A 12,744-nucleotide genomic window follows, 5' to 3' on the forward strand; every position below is an offset into this window, starting at 1 on the left:
TGTTAGATCCGCTTTTGCTGCTTAAACAAATTTTTCTACACTTATCTAAAACTTCTAAAAAATGTATTTGAATATTTCTAGCCTTTATCTCTTGTATAAAGGCTTCATAGTTAGCACTTGAGAAATTTATAATATCAACTAAATTATAATTGTTTTTAGTCATATATTCATTTATACGTTCGACTTCAGTAGTTAAACCAAATTTTTGTCTTTCACCAAAAATTCTAGCAAAATTATCAAATTCACAAGGCCTTATTGATGTTTCCATCTCAGAGATAATAAAAATAGGCATACTCTTATTTTGAATAAATATATTGGTTTTATCGAGTACTGCTTTTATTGCATAATTATCATTTATTAAAACTTTACTAAAAGCCACTATGCGACTAAATTTACTAACATTATCCGTAGCGTTGGTCAAAGTAATCTCGTAAAACATCTCTTCTTTTATAAAAATCGGTTTAACCTTCCATACATAATATCTATTTTTTATAACTTCTTGATTTTTTAATCTAAAATCTCCTATTTGGTTTAACTTTGATAATATTTTTTCATAATATTCATCTAAGTTTTTATCCAACTCCAAAGGAAATTTATGTAAATTACTAAGTATTTTTAAATCTAATGTTTTTATACAAAGTTTTTTTAAGCGCAACATGTATTCATAATATTTTAACATCAACCGCTCTGAGTTATTTTTATCATGCGCGTAGTGAGATTCTGATACCTGAAGTAAGTTATGAAATTTTTTTATAAATCTAAACTCGTTGTTCATATCGCCTATTTTATTTGGTATTGATGGTATTTTTTCTTTAGCTTCCTCTAGGCTTATGTTATCATCTAATCCGTTAAGACGTAGATTTATATACATTGAACAATGCTCTACTAAATTTCTAAGTTGAGAAAGAATATTTTGCGACAGAAAACCACGATCGTTTAATATTAAATTTTTATCTATGTTTTCACAAATATTTTCATCAATAAATTTTATTTGATCCAATATTTTCACAATCTTAGCTCCTTAGATTATTTTTAACATTACCGCGCTTAGCGTTATTAACGATAGATAAAACGCCTTTTGCGCGCTCATTTTTTCGCCGTTAAAAACCACTCCGACGCCCACGGCTCCGACCGCTCCGATACCGGTCCAAATCGCGTAAGCCACAGACATCGCCATCGCCTGCATCGCGTAGCTAAGAAGCCAGAGCGAAATGGCGAAATTTGCGACCAAAATCAAAAAATTCGCCGCCTTTTTCACGCCGAAGCTTTTTTGAAATTTGGTTAGAAAAAACACGCCCGAGACCTCGCAGCACCCAGCTGCTAAAAGAGCTAAAACGTGCATCAAGATTTTAGCCTTTTTAGCCCTAACACGCCGGCAACTAGCGTCGCTATAAAAAATAGCCGCAAGGGATCGGGCGCCTGGCCGCTTGAGGTGTATTCGCTAACGCTTTCGGCGACCACAATAAAAAACGCTCCAAGTCCCACGAATACGGTATATGCGACGCTAACGGGGATGTATTTTAAAGCCTTTATAAACGATACGAAGCTAACGCAGACTAACGCGGCGGTAAGCGCGAATCCTACGGCGTTTTGGGCGTGTTTTAGCCCGTACGCCCAGCCGCACTCGGCGACCGCGCCGCCTAACACCCACAAAAAGCCCTTAGTTTGCATCGCCTAGGGCGTCTTTTATCTTAAAAATTTGAGCGATATTTGCGTCTAACTCGTCCAAATTTAGCATATTCGGCCCGTCGCAAAGCGCCTCGCAAGGATTTACGTGCGTCTCGTAGAAAAATCCGTCTACACCCGCAGCCGCCGCAGCTCGCGCTAGATATGGCACAAATTTCGCGTCACCGCCGCTTTTTTCGCCAAGAGCGCTTGGCATTTGTACGCTGTGGGTCGCGTCGAAAATCACCGGCGCAAACTCCCTCATCAGCACCAAATTTCGCATATCTACGACCAAATTTCCATATCCAAATGTGCTACCTCGCTCCGTTAGCCAGACGCCATTTGCCTTTGCGACCTCATATCCCTCGCCCTTTACGCCGCGCGTTTCTAACACTTTTTTGACCGAGTGTTTCATCGCAGACGCCGCTAAAAACTGCCCTTTTTTGATATTTACGACCGCTTTTGTCTTAGCCGCGGCCACGAGCAGATCGGTCTGGCGGCACAAAAATGCAGGGATTTGCAGCACGTCGGCTACTTCGCCTACGGGTGCGGCCTGGTAGCTCTCGTGGATATCGGTTAAAATTTTAAAACCGAATTCCTTTTTGACCTTAGCTAAAATTTCGCACCCTTTTTCAAGTCCAGGCCCGCGAAACGAGCTTATACTCGTGCGATTTGCCTTGTCAAAGCTTGATTTGAAATAAAAATCTATCCGCTTATCTTCGTTAAATTTAACTAGCCTTTTTGCCACCTCGAAAACAAGCTGCTCGCTCTCGATGACGCAAGGCCCTGCTATTAGTATCATTTTTTCTCCTTTATTTTTCTTTCACAACTAAAATTCCACTCACTATTACTAGTAAGATACCTAAAAGTGCCGTTTGATTTGGCAATACATCGCCCATAAAATAGCCAATTATAAGCGTGAAAATAACGTCTGCGTAGCTAACCGCAGCGATCACTCCAGCCTTTTTGCCAACCGCAAACGCCTTTGTCATGTACGACTGAAAAAAATATCCACTAAGTCCCATTAGTAAGATAAAAACAACGTTATACCAGCTTGGCATGCTAAATTTTGAAAACAAAAAATCAAGTGGCTCGTAGGTGAAAAATTCTGCCAAACCCATGCAAATAAGTGGCAAAAACGAGCCCCAAAGCATAAAACTTAGCACGATAACATTTGTGCCGTAGCTCTTGTTTAGCTCCTTAACGCTCGTGTATGCAATCGCCGCACCAAGACCGCTCCAAACGCCGATAATATCAGTCTTGCTTATGCCTAAATTTGGCTGGATAACAAGCAAAATTCCACCAAATCCCAAAAATACAGCAAACCAGCCAAGTGAGCTTAGACGCTCTTTGAAAATAAAGGCTGCAAGGATAGCCGTAAAGATTGGATTTGTCTTTTGAAATGTAAAAGCTGTGGCCAAATTTACATGAGCGACATTATAAAAAAAAGCAAAAAGTGCCACTGTGCCTACAAAGCCACGAAACATTAGCAAAAAAAAGTGTCCACCAGCTTGTTTAAATGGAAATCTATAAATGGCATAAATAACTATGAAAAGGCCTATTAAATTTCTAAAAAATACAACTTCGATAGATGGCATATCTTTGCTAAGATACTTTGCAAATGCACCAGTAACGGCAAACATAAAGCAAGCAAAGAGCATATAAAAAATGCCAAGATGCGAAATATAAAACCTTTTTAACATCACAAGACCTTTAAATTTAAAGTAGCCATTTTAATGAAAAGTGGCTTAAATTTTGGTTGATTTTTTCTTTTATTTTGGCGCTTTTAAGCAAATTTTTATACTTTATATAAGTCAAAAATTTGTATAATCATCCATCACGAAAAGGACAAAATTTGCAAAAAGTAATATTAGTAGGCAAGCCAAATGTCGGCAAAAGCTCACTTTTTAACCGCTTAGCTGGTCGTCGTATCGCTATAACAAGCGATGTTAGTGGCACGACAAGAGATACGAACAAAGCTAAGATAGAGGTTGAGGGTAAAGAGTGCATTTTAATCGATAGTGGTGGCCTTGATGATAGTAGCGAGCTTTTTAAAAATGTAAAAGCAAAGACCTTGGCAGAGGCTAAAAATTCAGACGCCATTTTATACATGGTCGATGGCAAAATGATGCCAGATGACGAGGATAGAGCCATTTTTTACGAGCTTAGCAAGCTAAATTTACCAATCGCTCTAGTCATCAATAAAATAGACAGCAAAAAAGATGAGCAAAGAGAGTGGGAATTTATAAGCTTTGGTGCGAAAAATTCCTTTGGAATTTCCGTAAGCCACAACACCGGTATTGATGAGCTAAGTATGTGGCTAGCAAAGCACTTAGAAAACAAAGTGCAGATAAAGGCCGATACGAGCGAAGATTTTGATGATTTTTTAGAAAACTATAACGACGAGGGCGAGCTAAGCGACGAGATAGACTATGAGAGCAAAAACATAAGAGTTGGCATAATAGGTCGCGTAAATGTCGGCAAAAGCTCACTTTTAAACGCACTTGTAAAAGAGAGTCGCGCCGTTGTAAGCGATGTCGCAGGCACTACGATCGACCCAGTTAATGAAATTTACGAGCATGATGGCAGAGTTTTTGAGTTTGTTGATACTGCAGGTATTAGAAAGCGTGGCAAGATCGAAGGCATCGAGAGATACGCGTTAAATAGAACTGAGAAAATTTTAGAAGAGACGGACGTAGCGCTACTAGTGCTTGATAGCTCTGAGCCATTAACTGAGCTTGACGAGCGTATCGCTGGCATCGCCTCTAAATTTGAGCTCGGCGTCATCATCGTGCTAAACAAATGGGATAAAAGTAGCGAAGAATTTGACGAACTCTGTAAAGAGATAAAGGATAGATTTAAATTTCTAGCATACGCGCCGATCATTAGTGTTTCAGCACTTGGTGGCAAAAGAGTGCATAAAATTTACCCGCTCATAGTTGAAATTTATAAAAACTACACTCAAAAAATCCAAACTTCAAAGCTAAATGAAGTGATCGGCGAAGCGACCAAAGCGCACCCGCTGCCACGAGATAAAGGCAGGGTCGTGAAAATCTACTACGCAGTACAGTTTAAGACTGCACCCATCATGATAGCGCTCATAATGAACCGCCCAAAATGCCTGCACTTTAGCTACAAACGCTATTTAACAAATAAGCTTAGAGAGAGCTTTAGTCTAGCTGGCGTACCTATCGTGCTAATCCCTAAAAAACGTGGAGAGAGTGATGAAAACAAAGAACAATAATATCGTTTTGATAGGATTTATGGGCGTTGGCAAAGGCACGACCGCAAGGGCGCTAAGCAAAGCTTTAAAGACGATGAATCTTGACTGCGACGACCTACTAGAGAGCTCTCAAAATATGAAGATAAAAGCTATTTTTGAAGAGTACGGAGAGGAGCATTTTAGACAGCTTGAAAAGGATCTAGCTAAATTTCTAGCCACAAATGTTAAAAATGCGATTATCTCAACAGGTGGAGGCTTTGCGAAGGTTAAAAATTTAAAAAAAATTGGTACCGTGATCTATCTAAAAGCTAGTTTTGGTGCGATCATGCAAAGGCTAAAAAATAGCAAAAATAGCGAGAAAAAGCTCGCCAAACGTCCACTTTTAAGTGATCTAAAAAGAGCCGAGGCGTTACATCTGGAGCGAGAGGAGCTTTATGAGAAAAAGGCTGATTACATCGTTGAAGTCGAGGGTAAAACTCCAAAGCAAATCGTAAAAGAGATAAGGATGCTTTTAAAAATTTAGTTGTAAAGTGGCATGAGTGCTGCTTGCAATGATAAATTTCAAGATCAGACTGGATGGCTATCTGGCGTGGTGTTAAAATTTGAAATGTTTGAGCTAAATTTAACGTTTTGTAGTTAGAAATTTTGGCAAAGTGTTTGGGGAAAATTTAAATATTGTGCAGTCAAATTTTAATCAAGACTAGACTTTAGCCTGCCAAGCTAAATTTTAAGATTAGATTAGATACAAAAACTCTAATGTAACGTTAAAATTTAAAAAGTATTTTTGGCGAAGTATCGTGAGATGATTTTGATAGTTGTGTAGAAATTTTAAGCCGAGGCTAGACACATAGTCTGCCGAAAGCTTAAAATTTCTACACAACTATCAAAAGCGCTCACGAGAAAAAGCCAAAAATTGAAAGGATAAGATGAGAGTATTAACCGGCCTCCAACCCTCCGGCAAACTACACCTTGGCAACTACTTTGCCTCGATAAAGCAGATGGTTGATATGCAAGAGCAAAATGAGATGTTTATGTTTATAGCAAACTACCATGCGATGACGAGCCTTAGCGAGGCCAAAGCACTAAAGCAAAACACTTTTGAGGCTGCGTGTGCATTTTTGGCACTTGGGATCGATCCAAATAAAAGCATATTTTGGGTGCAAAGTGACGTTAAAGACGTGCTTGAGCTTTACTGGGTGCTAAGTCAGCACACACCTATGGGGCTTCTTGAGCGCGCGCACAGCTACAAAGACAAGGTCGCAAAAGGCCTTAGCTCACACCACGGACTCTTTAGCTATCCAGTTTTAATGGCAGCTGACATTTTGCTTTATAATGCGCAAATCGTACCCGTGGGCAAAGACCAGATCCAGCACGTAGAAATCGCTCGTGATATCGCGATAAAATTTAACAACGAGCATGGAGAAATTTTTACATTGCCTGAGGCAAAGATCGATGAAAATGTAGCCACTGTGCCTGGCACAAATGGCGAAAAGATGAGCAAAAGCTACGGCAATACAATCGACATCTTTGCCAATGCTAAAACGCTTAAAAAGCAAATTTCTAGCATCGTGACAGACGGCACACCACTTGAAGAGCCAAAACAGTGGCAAAACTGCAACGTCTATAATATCGCCAAACTTTTTTTAGACGAGAGTGGGCAAAAAGAGCTTCAAGCTAGATATGAGCGTGGTGGCGAGGGTCATGGGCACTTTAAAGCTTATCTAAATGAGCTTATTTGGGACTATTTTAAAGATGCAAGAGAAAAATTTGAGCATTATCAAAATAATCCTGACGAAGTGTCTGGAATTTTAGAAATAGGAGCCAAAAAGGCAAGTAATGTTGCTCAAACAACGATAAAAAAAGTTCGTGAAGCAGTCGGAATTTATTAATAAAGGAAAAATATGCAAAATTTATATCCATACGCACAGATAGTTCATCTTTTCTGTGCAATTATCTTTGTTGGTTACCTCTTTTTTGATGTAATCATTTTTAAGGCAGCTTGTAAAAAAATGCCACCTGAGCTTGCTCAAAAGGCAAAACAAGCTATCGGTTCAGTTGCTATTAAGATAATGCCACTTTGTATCTTGCTTTTGGTATTAACTGGAGGCATGATGATGAGTAACTGGGTCGGATCAAAGGCTGGAGGATACTTTGAGACAAATTTACAAATCATTTTTATGATCAAATTTTTCTTAGCGATGCTAATCGTAGCCGCTGTTATAACAAATTTGAGCTGCAAATTTATATTTAAACGCCCTAGCCCACTTGGCAACATTCACCCATTTGCGCTAACAGCAGCAGTTTTTATCGTACTTTTTGCAAAAGTTATGTTTATGGTTTAAGGATACGGAATGATAAATTTAAAACTACTCGAGACAAATTACGATGAATTTGTAAAAAAACTTGAGGGAAAAAATGTAAAAGCTGGGCTACTTGACGAGCTTTTACAAACTTTTAACGAACTAAAACAAAAGCGCAAAGCACTTGAAAATTTCCAAGCGATCCAAAACGCAAAGAGTAAAGAGCTTGGCATAAAGGCAAGAGCTGGCGAAGATGTAAGCGAGCTTAAAAATGAGCTAAATTTAAACAAAGCTGCACTTTCTGATGCTGATGATATCGTTAAACAATATGAAGAAAAGCTTGAGCAAATTTCATTTAACGTGCCAAATATCACCGATGATGACGTACCATTTGGTAAGGACGAGGATGATAATGTCTGCATAAAAACGGTACTTGAGCCAACTAAATTTAGCTTTACACCAAAAGAGCACTGGGAGCTAGGTGAGAGCCTTGGTTGGCTTGACTTTGAAAGGGGTGCAAAGCTCTCAGGATCTCGCTTTACTGTACTTCGCGGCATGGGAGCAAGACTTAGTAGAGCGCTTGTTAATTACATGATCGACTTTAACAGCTCACGTGGCTTCGAGCTTGTAAATGTCCCTTATCTAGTAAGCTCAAACACACTTTTTGGTACTGGTCAGCTGCCTAAATTTGAAGAAGACCTTTACAAAGTACGCGACGAGGACCTCTACCTCATCCCAACCAGCGAAGTGCCTGTGACAAATTTATACAATGACACGATCATTGAAGCTGAGCAGCTTCCTATAAAGATGACTTGCTACTCAGCATGCTTCCGCCAAGAGGCTGGCTCGGCAGGACGTGATACTAGAGGCATGATCCGCCAGCATCAGTTTGAAAAGGTCGAGCTAGTAAGTATCACAAAGCCTGATCAAAGCGAAGACGTGCTAAATGAGATGGTAGCGTGCGCGAGCGATCTACTAACTAGTCTTGGACTTCCTCACCGTCATATGCTTCTTTGCAGTGGTGATCTTGGCTTTAGCGCGGCAAAGACGATAGACCTTGAGGTTTGGCTACCTGGTCAAGGTAAATATAGAGAGATTAGCTCTATTTCCAATACTCGCGATTTTCAAGCAAGGCGTGCAAAAATTCGCTTTAAAGATGGTAAGAAAAATATGCTTGTAAATACGCTAAATGGCTCGAGTCTAGCTGTTGGTAGGACTCTTATTGCCATCATGGAAAACTACCAAAAAGCAGATGGTACTATCGAAATTCCAGAAGTTCTTAAAAGGTATATGTAGTGGCTGAAGAAGAGGTTGTAGTTTTAAAACCACCTGGCGAGCAAACAGAGCAAGAAGTGCCTGAAGAGGTAAAAGCCGAGGCACCTGAAGAGATCGTCTCGCTTGAGAGTATAGCAAGTGAGGGTGTGCTGCAAGACGAGAGCATCCCAGAGCCAATCCCTGTAAAAAAGAGCAATAAAAAGCTCTTTATAATAGCAGGTGTGGTCGCTCTAGTACTTATCATCTTGATAGTGGTTTTGCTAGTTATCTTGCTAAAGAAAGACAAAAAAGAGAACATAGATACTGCAAGTATCGTAAAAAATATAGAAAATAACTACCAAACTCAAAATTTTGGCGCTTCAAAGATAGATGAAATGATAAATAAAGCCAATCAGCTCTACGAGCGTGGTAATAAATTTGAGGCTCTAAAAATTTATGAAAACGTAGCTGTTTATAACCAGTCACTTTCAAACTACAACCTCGGTGTTTCGCAGATGAAACAAGAAAGATGTGATGAGGCGATCGTATCTTTTAATAAAGCTATAGCCGATAGAGAAAACACGGCGGTTAGTGCGATAAACGCAGCCGTTTGCTCACTCGAGCTAAATAGCACCAAAAATTTTAACTACTATATAGGACTTGCTGACTCATTTTTGCAGTATGAAAACAACTCGCCACTTTATAGCTATTACTACGCACTTATAAATTATTATAAAGGCAACTATTACGAGGCGCTTCAAGCACTTTCTCATCCAAATACTACAGATTATAAAAACGAATATGCATATTTAAGCGCAAAAATTTTATCACTTCTTGGAGATGATGAGAGAGCAATAGCTAAGCTTGAGAGCCAAAAGGCATTTAAAGCCGACTTCACGCTAGCACAGCTCTATGCAAGACTTGGCAAATACGACAAGGCAAGGGATTATTTAACAAAAGCTTCTAAAAACACGCCAAATATCGATCTTATCAAGATGACTGAGGCGCTAATTGATTTAAAAACTGCTGACTACGGCGACGCAGCTGCATTTATCAAAGATGTTTACGACTACAATGCTTCTTTGCCAAGCAAAATTTACAAGATAAAAACGATACTAAAGCCTGATCTTTTTGATGTCAGCCTAGCTCAGGCACACTTTAGTGATGATATGTTTTTTGATAGAACAAGGCGCTATGAGACCCTTTTTTACTTCGCACCTTACAAGGTTTTTGACGCGAAACAGAGCATCGAGCAGATAAGAAAAGGCGGCGTTAGCGTCTTTTTAGATGACACCTCAGCGGCAAATGACTATTTTAGCCAAAGTGCAGCTGCTTCAAAAGTAAATGCAAAACTTAGCGAAGCTATCGCAAAAGCGCTAAGCTACCGCTTAAAAGAAGCAAATAAAGAGTTTGAAGAGCTAGCCAGTACTTATCCAAATCACTCTATCTTGCAATACAACCTCGCCCTAAGCTACGCTCAGCTTGGAAATTTTAGCCTTGCTGCAAAACACTTCATAGCAAGCTATCACCAGGACGTAAATAACCATCTTGCAGGTATTTTTGGGGCGATTTGTCTAGATATAAATAGAAATTTAAATCCAAAACTCATCGAGGAGATCGGTGAAAATTTAGAAAACGATAAGAGTTTAAAGCCTGTAAATTTATATGCCTCGCTTTTAAGCCTGGTTAGTGGCAACCAAAGTGCGATGATAAGATGGCTTGAAGAGCCAAAAGAGCAGACAATGCTAAATTTAGCCTTTGATATCATCATCGCAAAAGTAACAAACAATGACGAGCTAATGGCAAAGAAAGCTGATGAGCTACTAAAAATTTTGCCAAATGATATTATTGCAAATATCTTAAATTTTATCTCGAAAAACAAAGAGCAAAATGTCAAAGAGTATGCAAAAGCGATACAAATTCACTTTAATGGCAAGCAGCTTGATTCAAACGCTTTCTATCAAGGTGCTGATATCATCAAAAAGCAATACATCAAGCTACTTCAAATTTCGGGCCTACTTACAAGAGAGCGTGATAAGTTAAGAGCTGAGCTAAAAAATGCTCCAAAGAATATAAATTTAATCCAAACTCTAGCCTATGTCGATATCTTTACAAACGACTTTGATGAGAGCTATAAACTTTATAATCAAGCAATCGATGAGTTTAAAGTAAATGACGCTAGCACATTGTTTTTAGCATCTGTGGCTGCGACAGGAGCTGGAAAAGTATCAAACGCAATCGCACTTTTAGAGCTAACAAAACTAAATGATGCTAGTGCTATCGAAAATAGAATAGCTCTTGGCCTAATGTATCAGCAGATAGATAATATAAAAGCAGCTCTTATACAATACAGCAAAATAGGAAATGTTGAGTATGAAAGCGAATTTTATGACTTTGAGATAGATAATGACTGATAAAAACTAGGTCTTTATGAGCCTAGTTAAATACTAAGCAATATCTAAAATTTCAAGATTTATTTGATCTAAGACTTCACTAAATTTATAGATCGTATCACCGCATTTATACTCAATACTCTTGCTGCTCTTTTTATTTTTTTGAGATAAAATTTTCTCCATCATACTGGGAAGCTCTTTTTGTAAAAGTAGTTTATAAGACATCCCCATCCCATGCGTTAGAGACTTTATAAATTTGCCATCAACCTCACTCTCATCTTTTATCATATGTAGTGTTGCGTTAAATTTAAGCTTCTTAAGAGCCTCGTAAAGCTCGATTTTATCCTTTGCTGGAGCTATTTCTTTATCGAAAATACAGTGATAGCTCACGTAAATTGGCTTTTTATAGCTGCTTTGAACATTTAAATGATCTAAATTTAGGATGTTTCTTATCTCTTCTCTTGCGTCACTAAAATAATACGGTGAACTTTTATTAAGAGTCCAATAAGTTTTATCACAGAAGTAAAGATTTAAATTTTTATATAAAACTCTAGTGCCAAAGCCAGCAAATCTAGTAAAGTCAATCTCTTTACCAAAACCAATAAGTCGCCACAAAAATATAGCATAAGAGCTATTATCTATCACGGCATCAACTAGCCATGGAGCAATCTTAGCACACATGTGTGCCAAATATCCACCATGTGAGCTACCTACCATTATGACTGGTAGATACTCAAACTTACCATTATTTATATATTTTTTTGTATAAAGTAGAGCATTTAGCACGTCTAGTGCTTGCATAAGACCAAAATTTTGATATTCGTTTTTTATTGGCATCATAGTCATGCTAATATCTAAGCTAAAATCACATGGCAAGACTCCACTCTCTTTTTGCATAGTAATCTCTTCGCTAAGGCTTTTAAGCAAAACACAAGTTTTATCATAATTATTAACTATTTTTAAATCAATAGGTAATGTTATACCAATCTTTGCTAGCTCCCTTATTAATATTGATCGATCTATATCATCAAGCCCAAATTTCGCCCCAAGCTGTGGGCGGTTGCCTATGCAGTGATAATCCACACTAATGCATGCAACATCATAAGTCTCTGCCATAGTCCGAATAAGATTAGCTCTATATCCAAGGTCAGAGTCTTCTCCAAGCCCAGGGATAATCACCAAAAGGGCTTTTGCTTCCTTGGCATCGTTATAACAGGAATAAAAGGAGAGAGGAGAGCTTCTTTTTATACCAAGTTCAATATCATCGCAAGATGAAATTTCATAGCTTCCATCAACTAGCATTTAAATCCTTTTAAATTTACTAATTTATCCTATTTTGCGAGACATTATAAAAAAAGCTAACGATCTGTTTTGCTAGACGTTCTTTAAAAAATGGCCAAATATAGCTTGGCGAATAGACATTGCCAGTTTGCATAAGCGAGATATTTGTCGCCTTTTCGCCACCATTTTTTGGACGCACTAGCACGCTTACTTGCATGTGATAAGTATAGCTATTTGTACTAAAGTCATCATCGTCGTAATAGCCAAATGGGAAAAACATCGAGTAGCCAAAGCCAAAGCTTGGTCTGCCAAAGCCATACCCCATTCCCATCGAAAATCTAGGATCTCTTTTGATTATCCTAGAAAAGCTTTGCACATCGCCAAGGATGATGAAGTCAGCGTTTTTGATATTTGGCTCGTTTCTAAAGCCAGCCTTTGTAAACTCGCTTAAAATTTCAGCATTTACATCTTGTCCGGTCGCACTATTTTTAAAATTTACATAGACGCTTTTGTTTGCTTCATTAAGCGTAAAAAATATAGGCTCGCTCGTTTTGACCGAGATATTTGGAGTGCTGTTAGCACATCCAACAAAAAATACCGCTAAGACAAACAAAAAGAAATTTTTCAT

Annotated in this window: 13 protein-coding genes; 6 read left to right on the forward strand and 7 right to left on the reverse strand. The window is 38.4% G+C overall.

Translation table 11 applies throughout. The features are described from left to right. From CYP51_RS04695 to CYP51_RS04715, 5 genes are all read right to left on the reverse strand, one after another. Nucleotides 1-1,009: hypothetical protein (locus CYP51_RS04695; protein WP_219809030.1), on the reverse strand; the 1,009-nt coding region annotated here is incomplete at its 3' end. 12 nt (nt 1,010-1,021) lie between these two features. Further along, complete coding sequence (locus CYP51_RS04700; RefSeq protein WP_103624565.1) at nt 1,022-1,345, reverse strand: DMT family transporter; 324 nt, start codon at nt 1,343-1,345, stop codon at nt 1,022-1,024. Further along, nucleotides 1,342-1,671: a DMT family transporter gene (locus CYP51_RS04705; RefSeq protein WP_103624566.1), complete on the reverse strand. Its 330-nt coding sequence runs from the start codon at nt 1,669-1,671 to the stop codon at nt 1,342-1,344. The genes CYP51_RS04700 and CYP51_RS04705 overlap by 4 nt, the downstream gene beginning before the upstream one ends. After that, nucleotides 1,661-2,467, reverse strand: coding sequence for a 3-deoxy-8-phosphooctulonate synthase (gene kdsA, locus CYP51_RS04710; RefSeq protein ID WP_103624567.1), 807 nt, complete (start codon nt 2,465-2,467; stop codon nt 1,661-1,663). The genes CYP51_RS04705 and kdsA overlap by 11 nt, the downstream gene beginning before the upstream one ends. A gap of 10 nt (nt 2,468-2,477) precedes the next feature. Beyond that, nucleotides 2,478-3,368, reverse strand: coding sequence for a DMT family transporter (locus CYP51_RS04715; RefSeq protein WP_072593874.1), 891 nt, complete (start codon nt 3,366-3,368; stop codon nt 2,478-2,480). Between the two features lie 152 nt (nt 3,369-3,520). Between CYP51_RS04715 and der the strand changes: the two genes are divergently transcribed. The 6 genes from der (at nt 3,521) to CYP51_RS04745 (ending at nt 10,856) form a co-directional block, all read left to right on the forward strand. After that, nucleotides 3,521-4,909 carry a ribosome biogenesis GTPase Der gene (der, locus tag CYP51_RS04720; protein WP_103624568.1) on the forward strand — a complete coding sequence of 463 codons (1,389 nt, stop codon included), beginning with the start codon at nt 3,521-3,523 and terminating at the stop codon, nt 4,907-4,909. Further along, a complete protein-coding gene (locus tag CYP51_RS04725; protein WP_103624569.1) occupies nt 4,890-5,411 on the forward strand; it encodes a shikimate kinase in 522 nt (173 codons plus the stop codon). Before der ends, CYP51_RS04725 begins: the two co-directional genes overlap by 20 nt. Nucleotides 5,412-5,814: 403 nt before the next feature. Further along, nucleotides 5,815-6,777, forward strand: coding sequence for a tryptophan--tRNA ligase (gene trpS, locus CYP51_RS04730; protein ID WP_103624570.1), 963 nt, complete (start codon nt 5,815-5,817; stop codon nt 6,775-6,777). A gap of 12 nt (nt 6,778-6,789) precedes the next feature. Next, entirely contained in the window at nt 6,790-7,230 is a 441-nt protein-coding gene (locus CYP51_RS04735; protein ID WP_021090475.1) for a hypothetical protein, read from the forward strand. A gap of 9 nt (nt 7,231-7,239) precedes the next feature. Continuing rightward, entirely contained in the window at nt 7,240-8,484 is a 1,245-nt protein-coding gene (serS, locus tag CYP51_RS04740) for a serine--tRNA ligase (protein WP_103624571.1), read from the forward strand. Further along, nucleotides 8,484-10,856, forward strand: coding sequence for a tetratricopeptide repeat protein (locus CYP51_RS04745; protein ID WP_103624572.1), 2,373 nt, complete (start codon nt 8,484-8,486; stop codon nt 10,854-10,856). The genes serS and CYP51_RS04745 overlap by 1 nt, the downstream gene beginning before the upstream one ends. 33 nt (nt 10,857-10,889) lie before the next feature. Here the strand turns inward: CYP51_RS04745 and CYP51_RS04750 are convergent, their stop codons facing one another. Both CYP51_RS04750 and CYP51_RS04755 read right to left on the reverse strand, forming a co-directional pair. Then, nucleotides 10,890-12,137 carry a DUF2920 family protein gene (locus tag CYP51_RS04750; protein WP_103624573.1) on the reverse strand — a complete coding sequence of 416 codons (1,248 nt, stop codon included), beginning with the start codon at nt 12,135-12,137 and terminating at the stop codon, nt 10,890-10,892. Between the two features lie 19 nt (nt 12,138-12,156). Beyond that, nucleotides 12,157-12,744: a hypothetical protein gene (locus tag CYP51_RS04755; protein WP_103624574.1), complete on the reverse strand. Its 588-nt coding sequence runs from the start codon at nt 12,742-12,744 to the stop codon at nt 12,157-12,159.

It is taken from the genome of Campylobacter concisus (genome assembly GCF_002912895.1).
Taxonomy (GTDB): domain Bacteria; phylum Campylobacterota; class Campylobacteria; order Campylobacterales; family Campylobacteraceae; genus Campylobacter_A; species Campylobacter_A concisus_G.

Bases quoted from the DNA above. Each gene is read 5' to 3' on its own strand.
- CYP51_RS04705 (WP_103624566.1), bottom strand. From the start codon at position 1,671: ATGCAAACTAAGGGCTTTTTGTGGGTGTTAGGCGGCGCGGTCGCCGAG.
- kdsA (WP_103624567.1), bottom strand. From the start codon at position 2,467: ATGATACTAATAGCAGGGCCTTGCGTCATCGAGAGCGAGCAGCTTGTT.
- CYP51_RS04715 (WP_072593874.1), bottom strand. From the start codon at position 3,368: ATGTTAAAAAGGTTTTATATTTCGCATCTTGGCATTTTTTATATGCTC.
- CYP51_RS04725 (WP_103624569.1), top strand. From the start codon at position 4,890: ATGAAAACAAAGAACAATAATATCGTTTTGATAGGATTTATGGGCGTT.
- trpS (WP_103624570.1), top strand. From the start codon at position 5,815: ATGAGAGTATTAACCGGCCTCCAACCCTCCGGCAAACTACACCTTGGC.
- CYP51_RS04735 (WP_021090475.1), top strand. From the start codon at position 6,790: ATGCAAAATTTATATCCATACGCACAGATAGTTCATCTTTTCTGTGCA.
- serS (WP_103624571.1), top strand. From the start codon at position 7,240: ATGATAAATTTAAAACTACTCGAGACAAATTACGATGAATTTGTAAAA.
- CYP51_RS04750 (WP_103624573.1), bottom strand. From the start codon at position 12,137: ATGCTAGTTGATGGAAGCTATGAAATTTCATCTTGCGATGATATTGAA.
- CYP51_RS04755 (WP_103624574.1), bottom strand. From the start codon at position 12,744: ATGAAAAATTTCTTTTTGTTTGTCTTAGCGGTATTTTTTGTTGGATGT.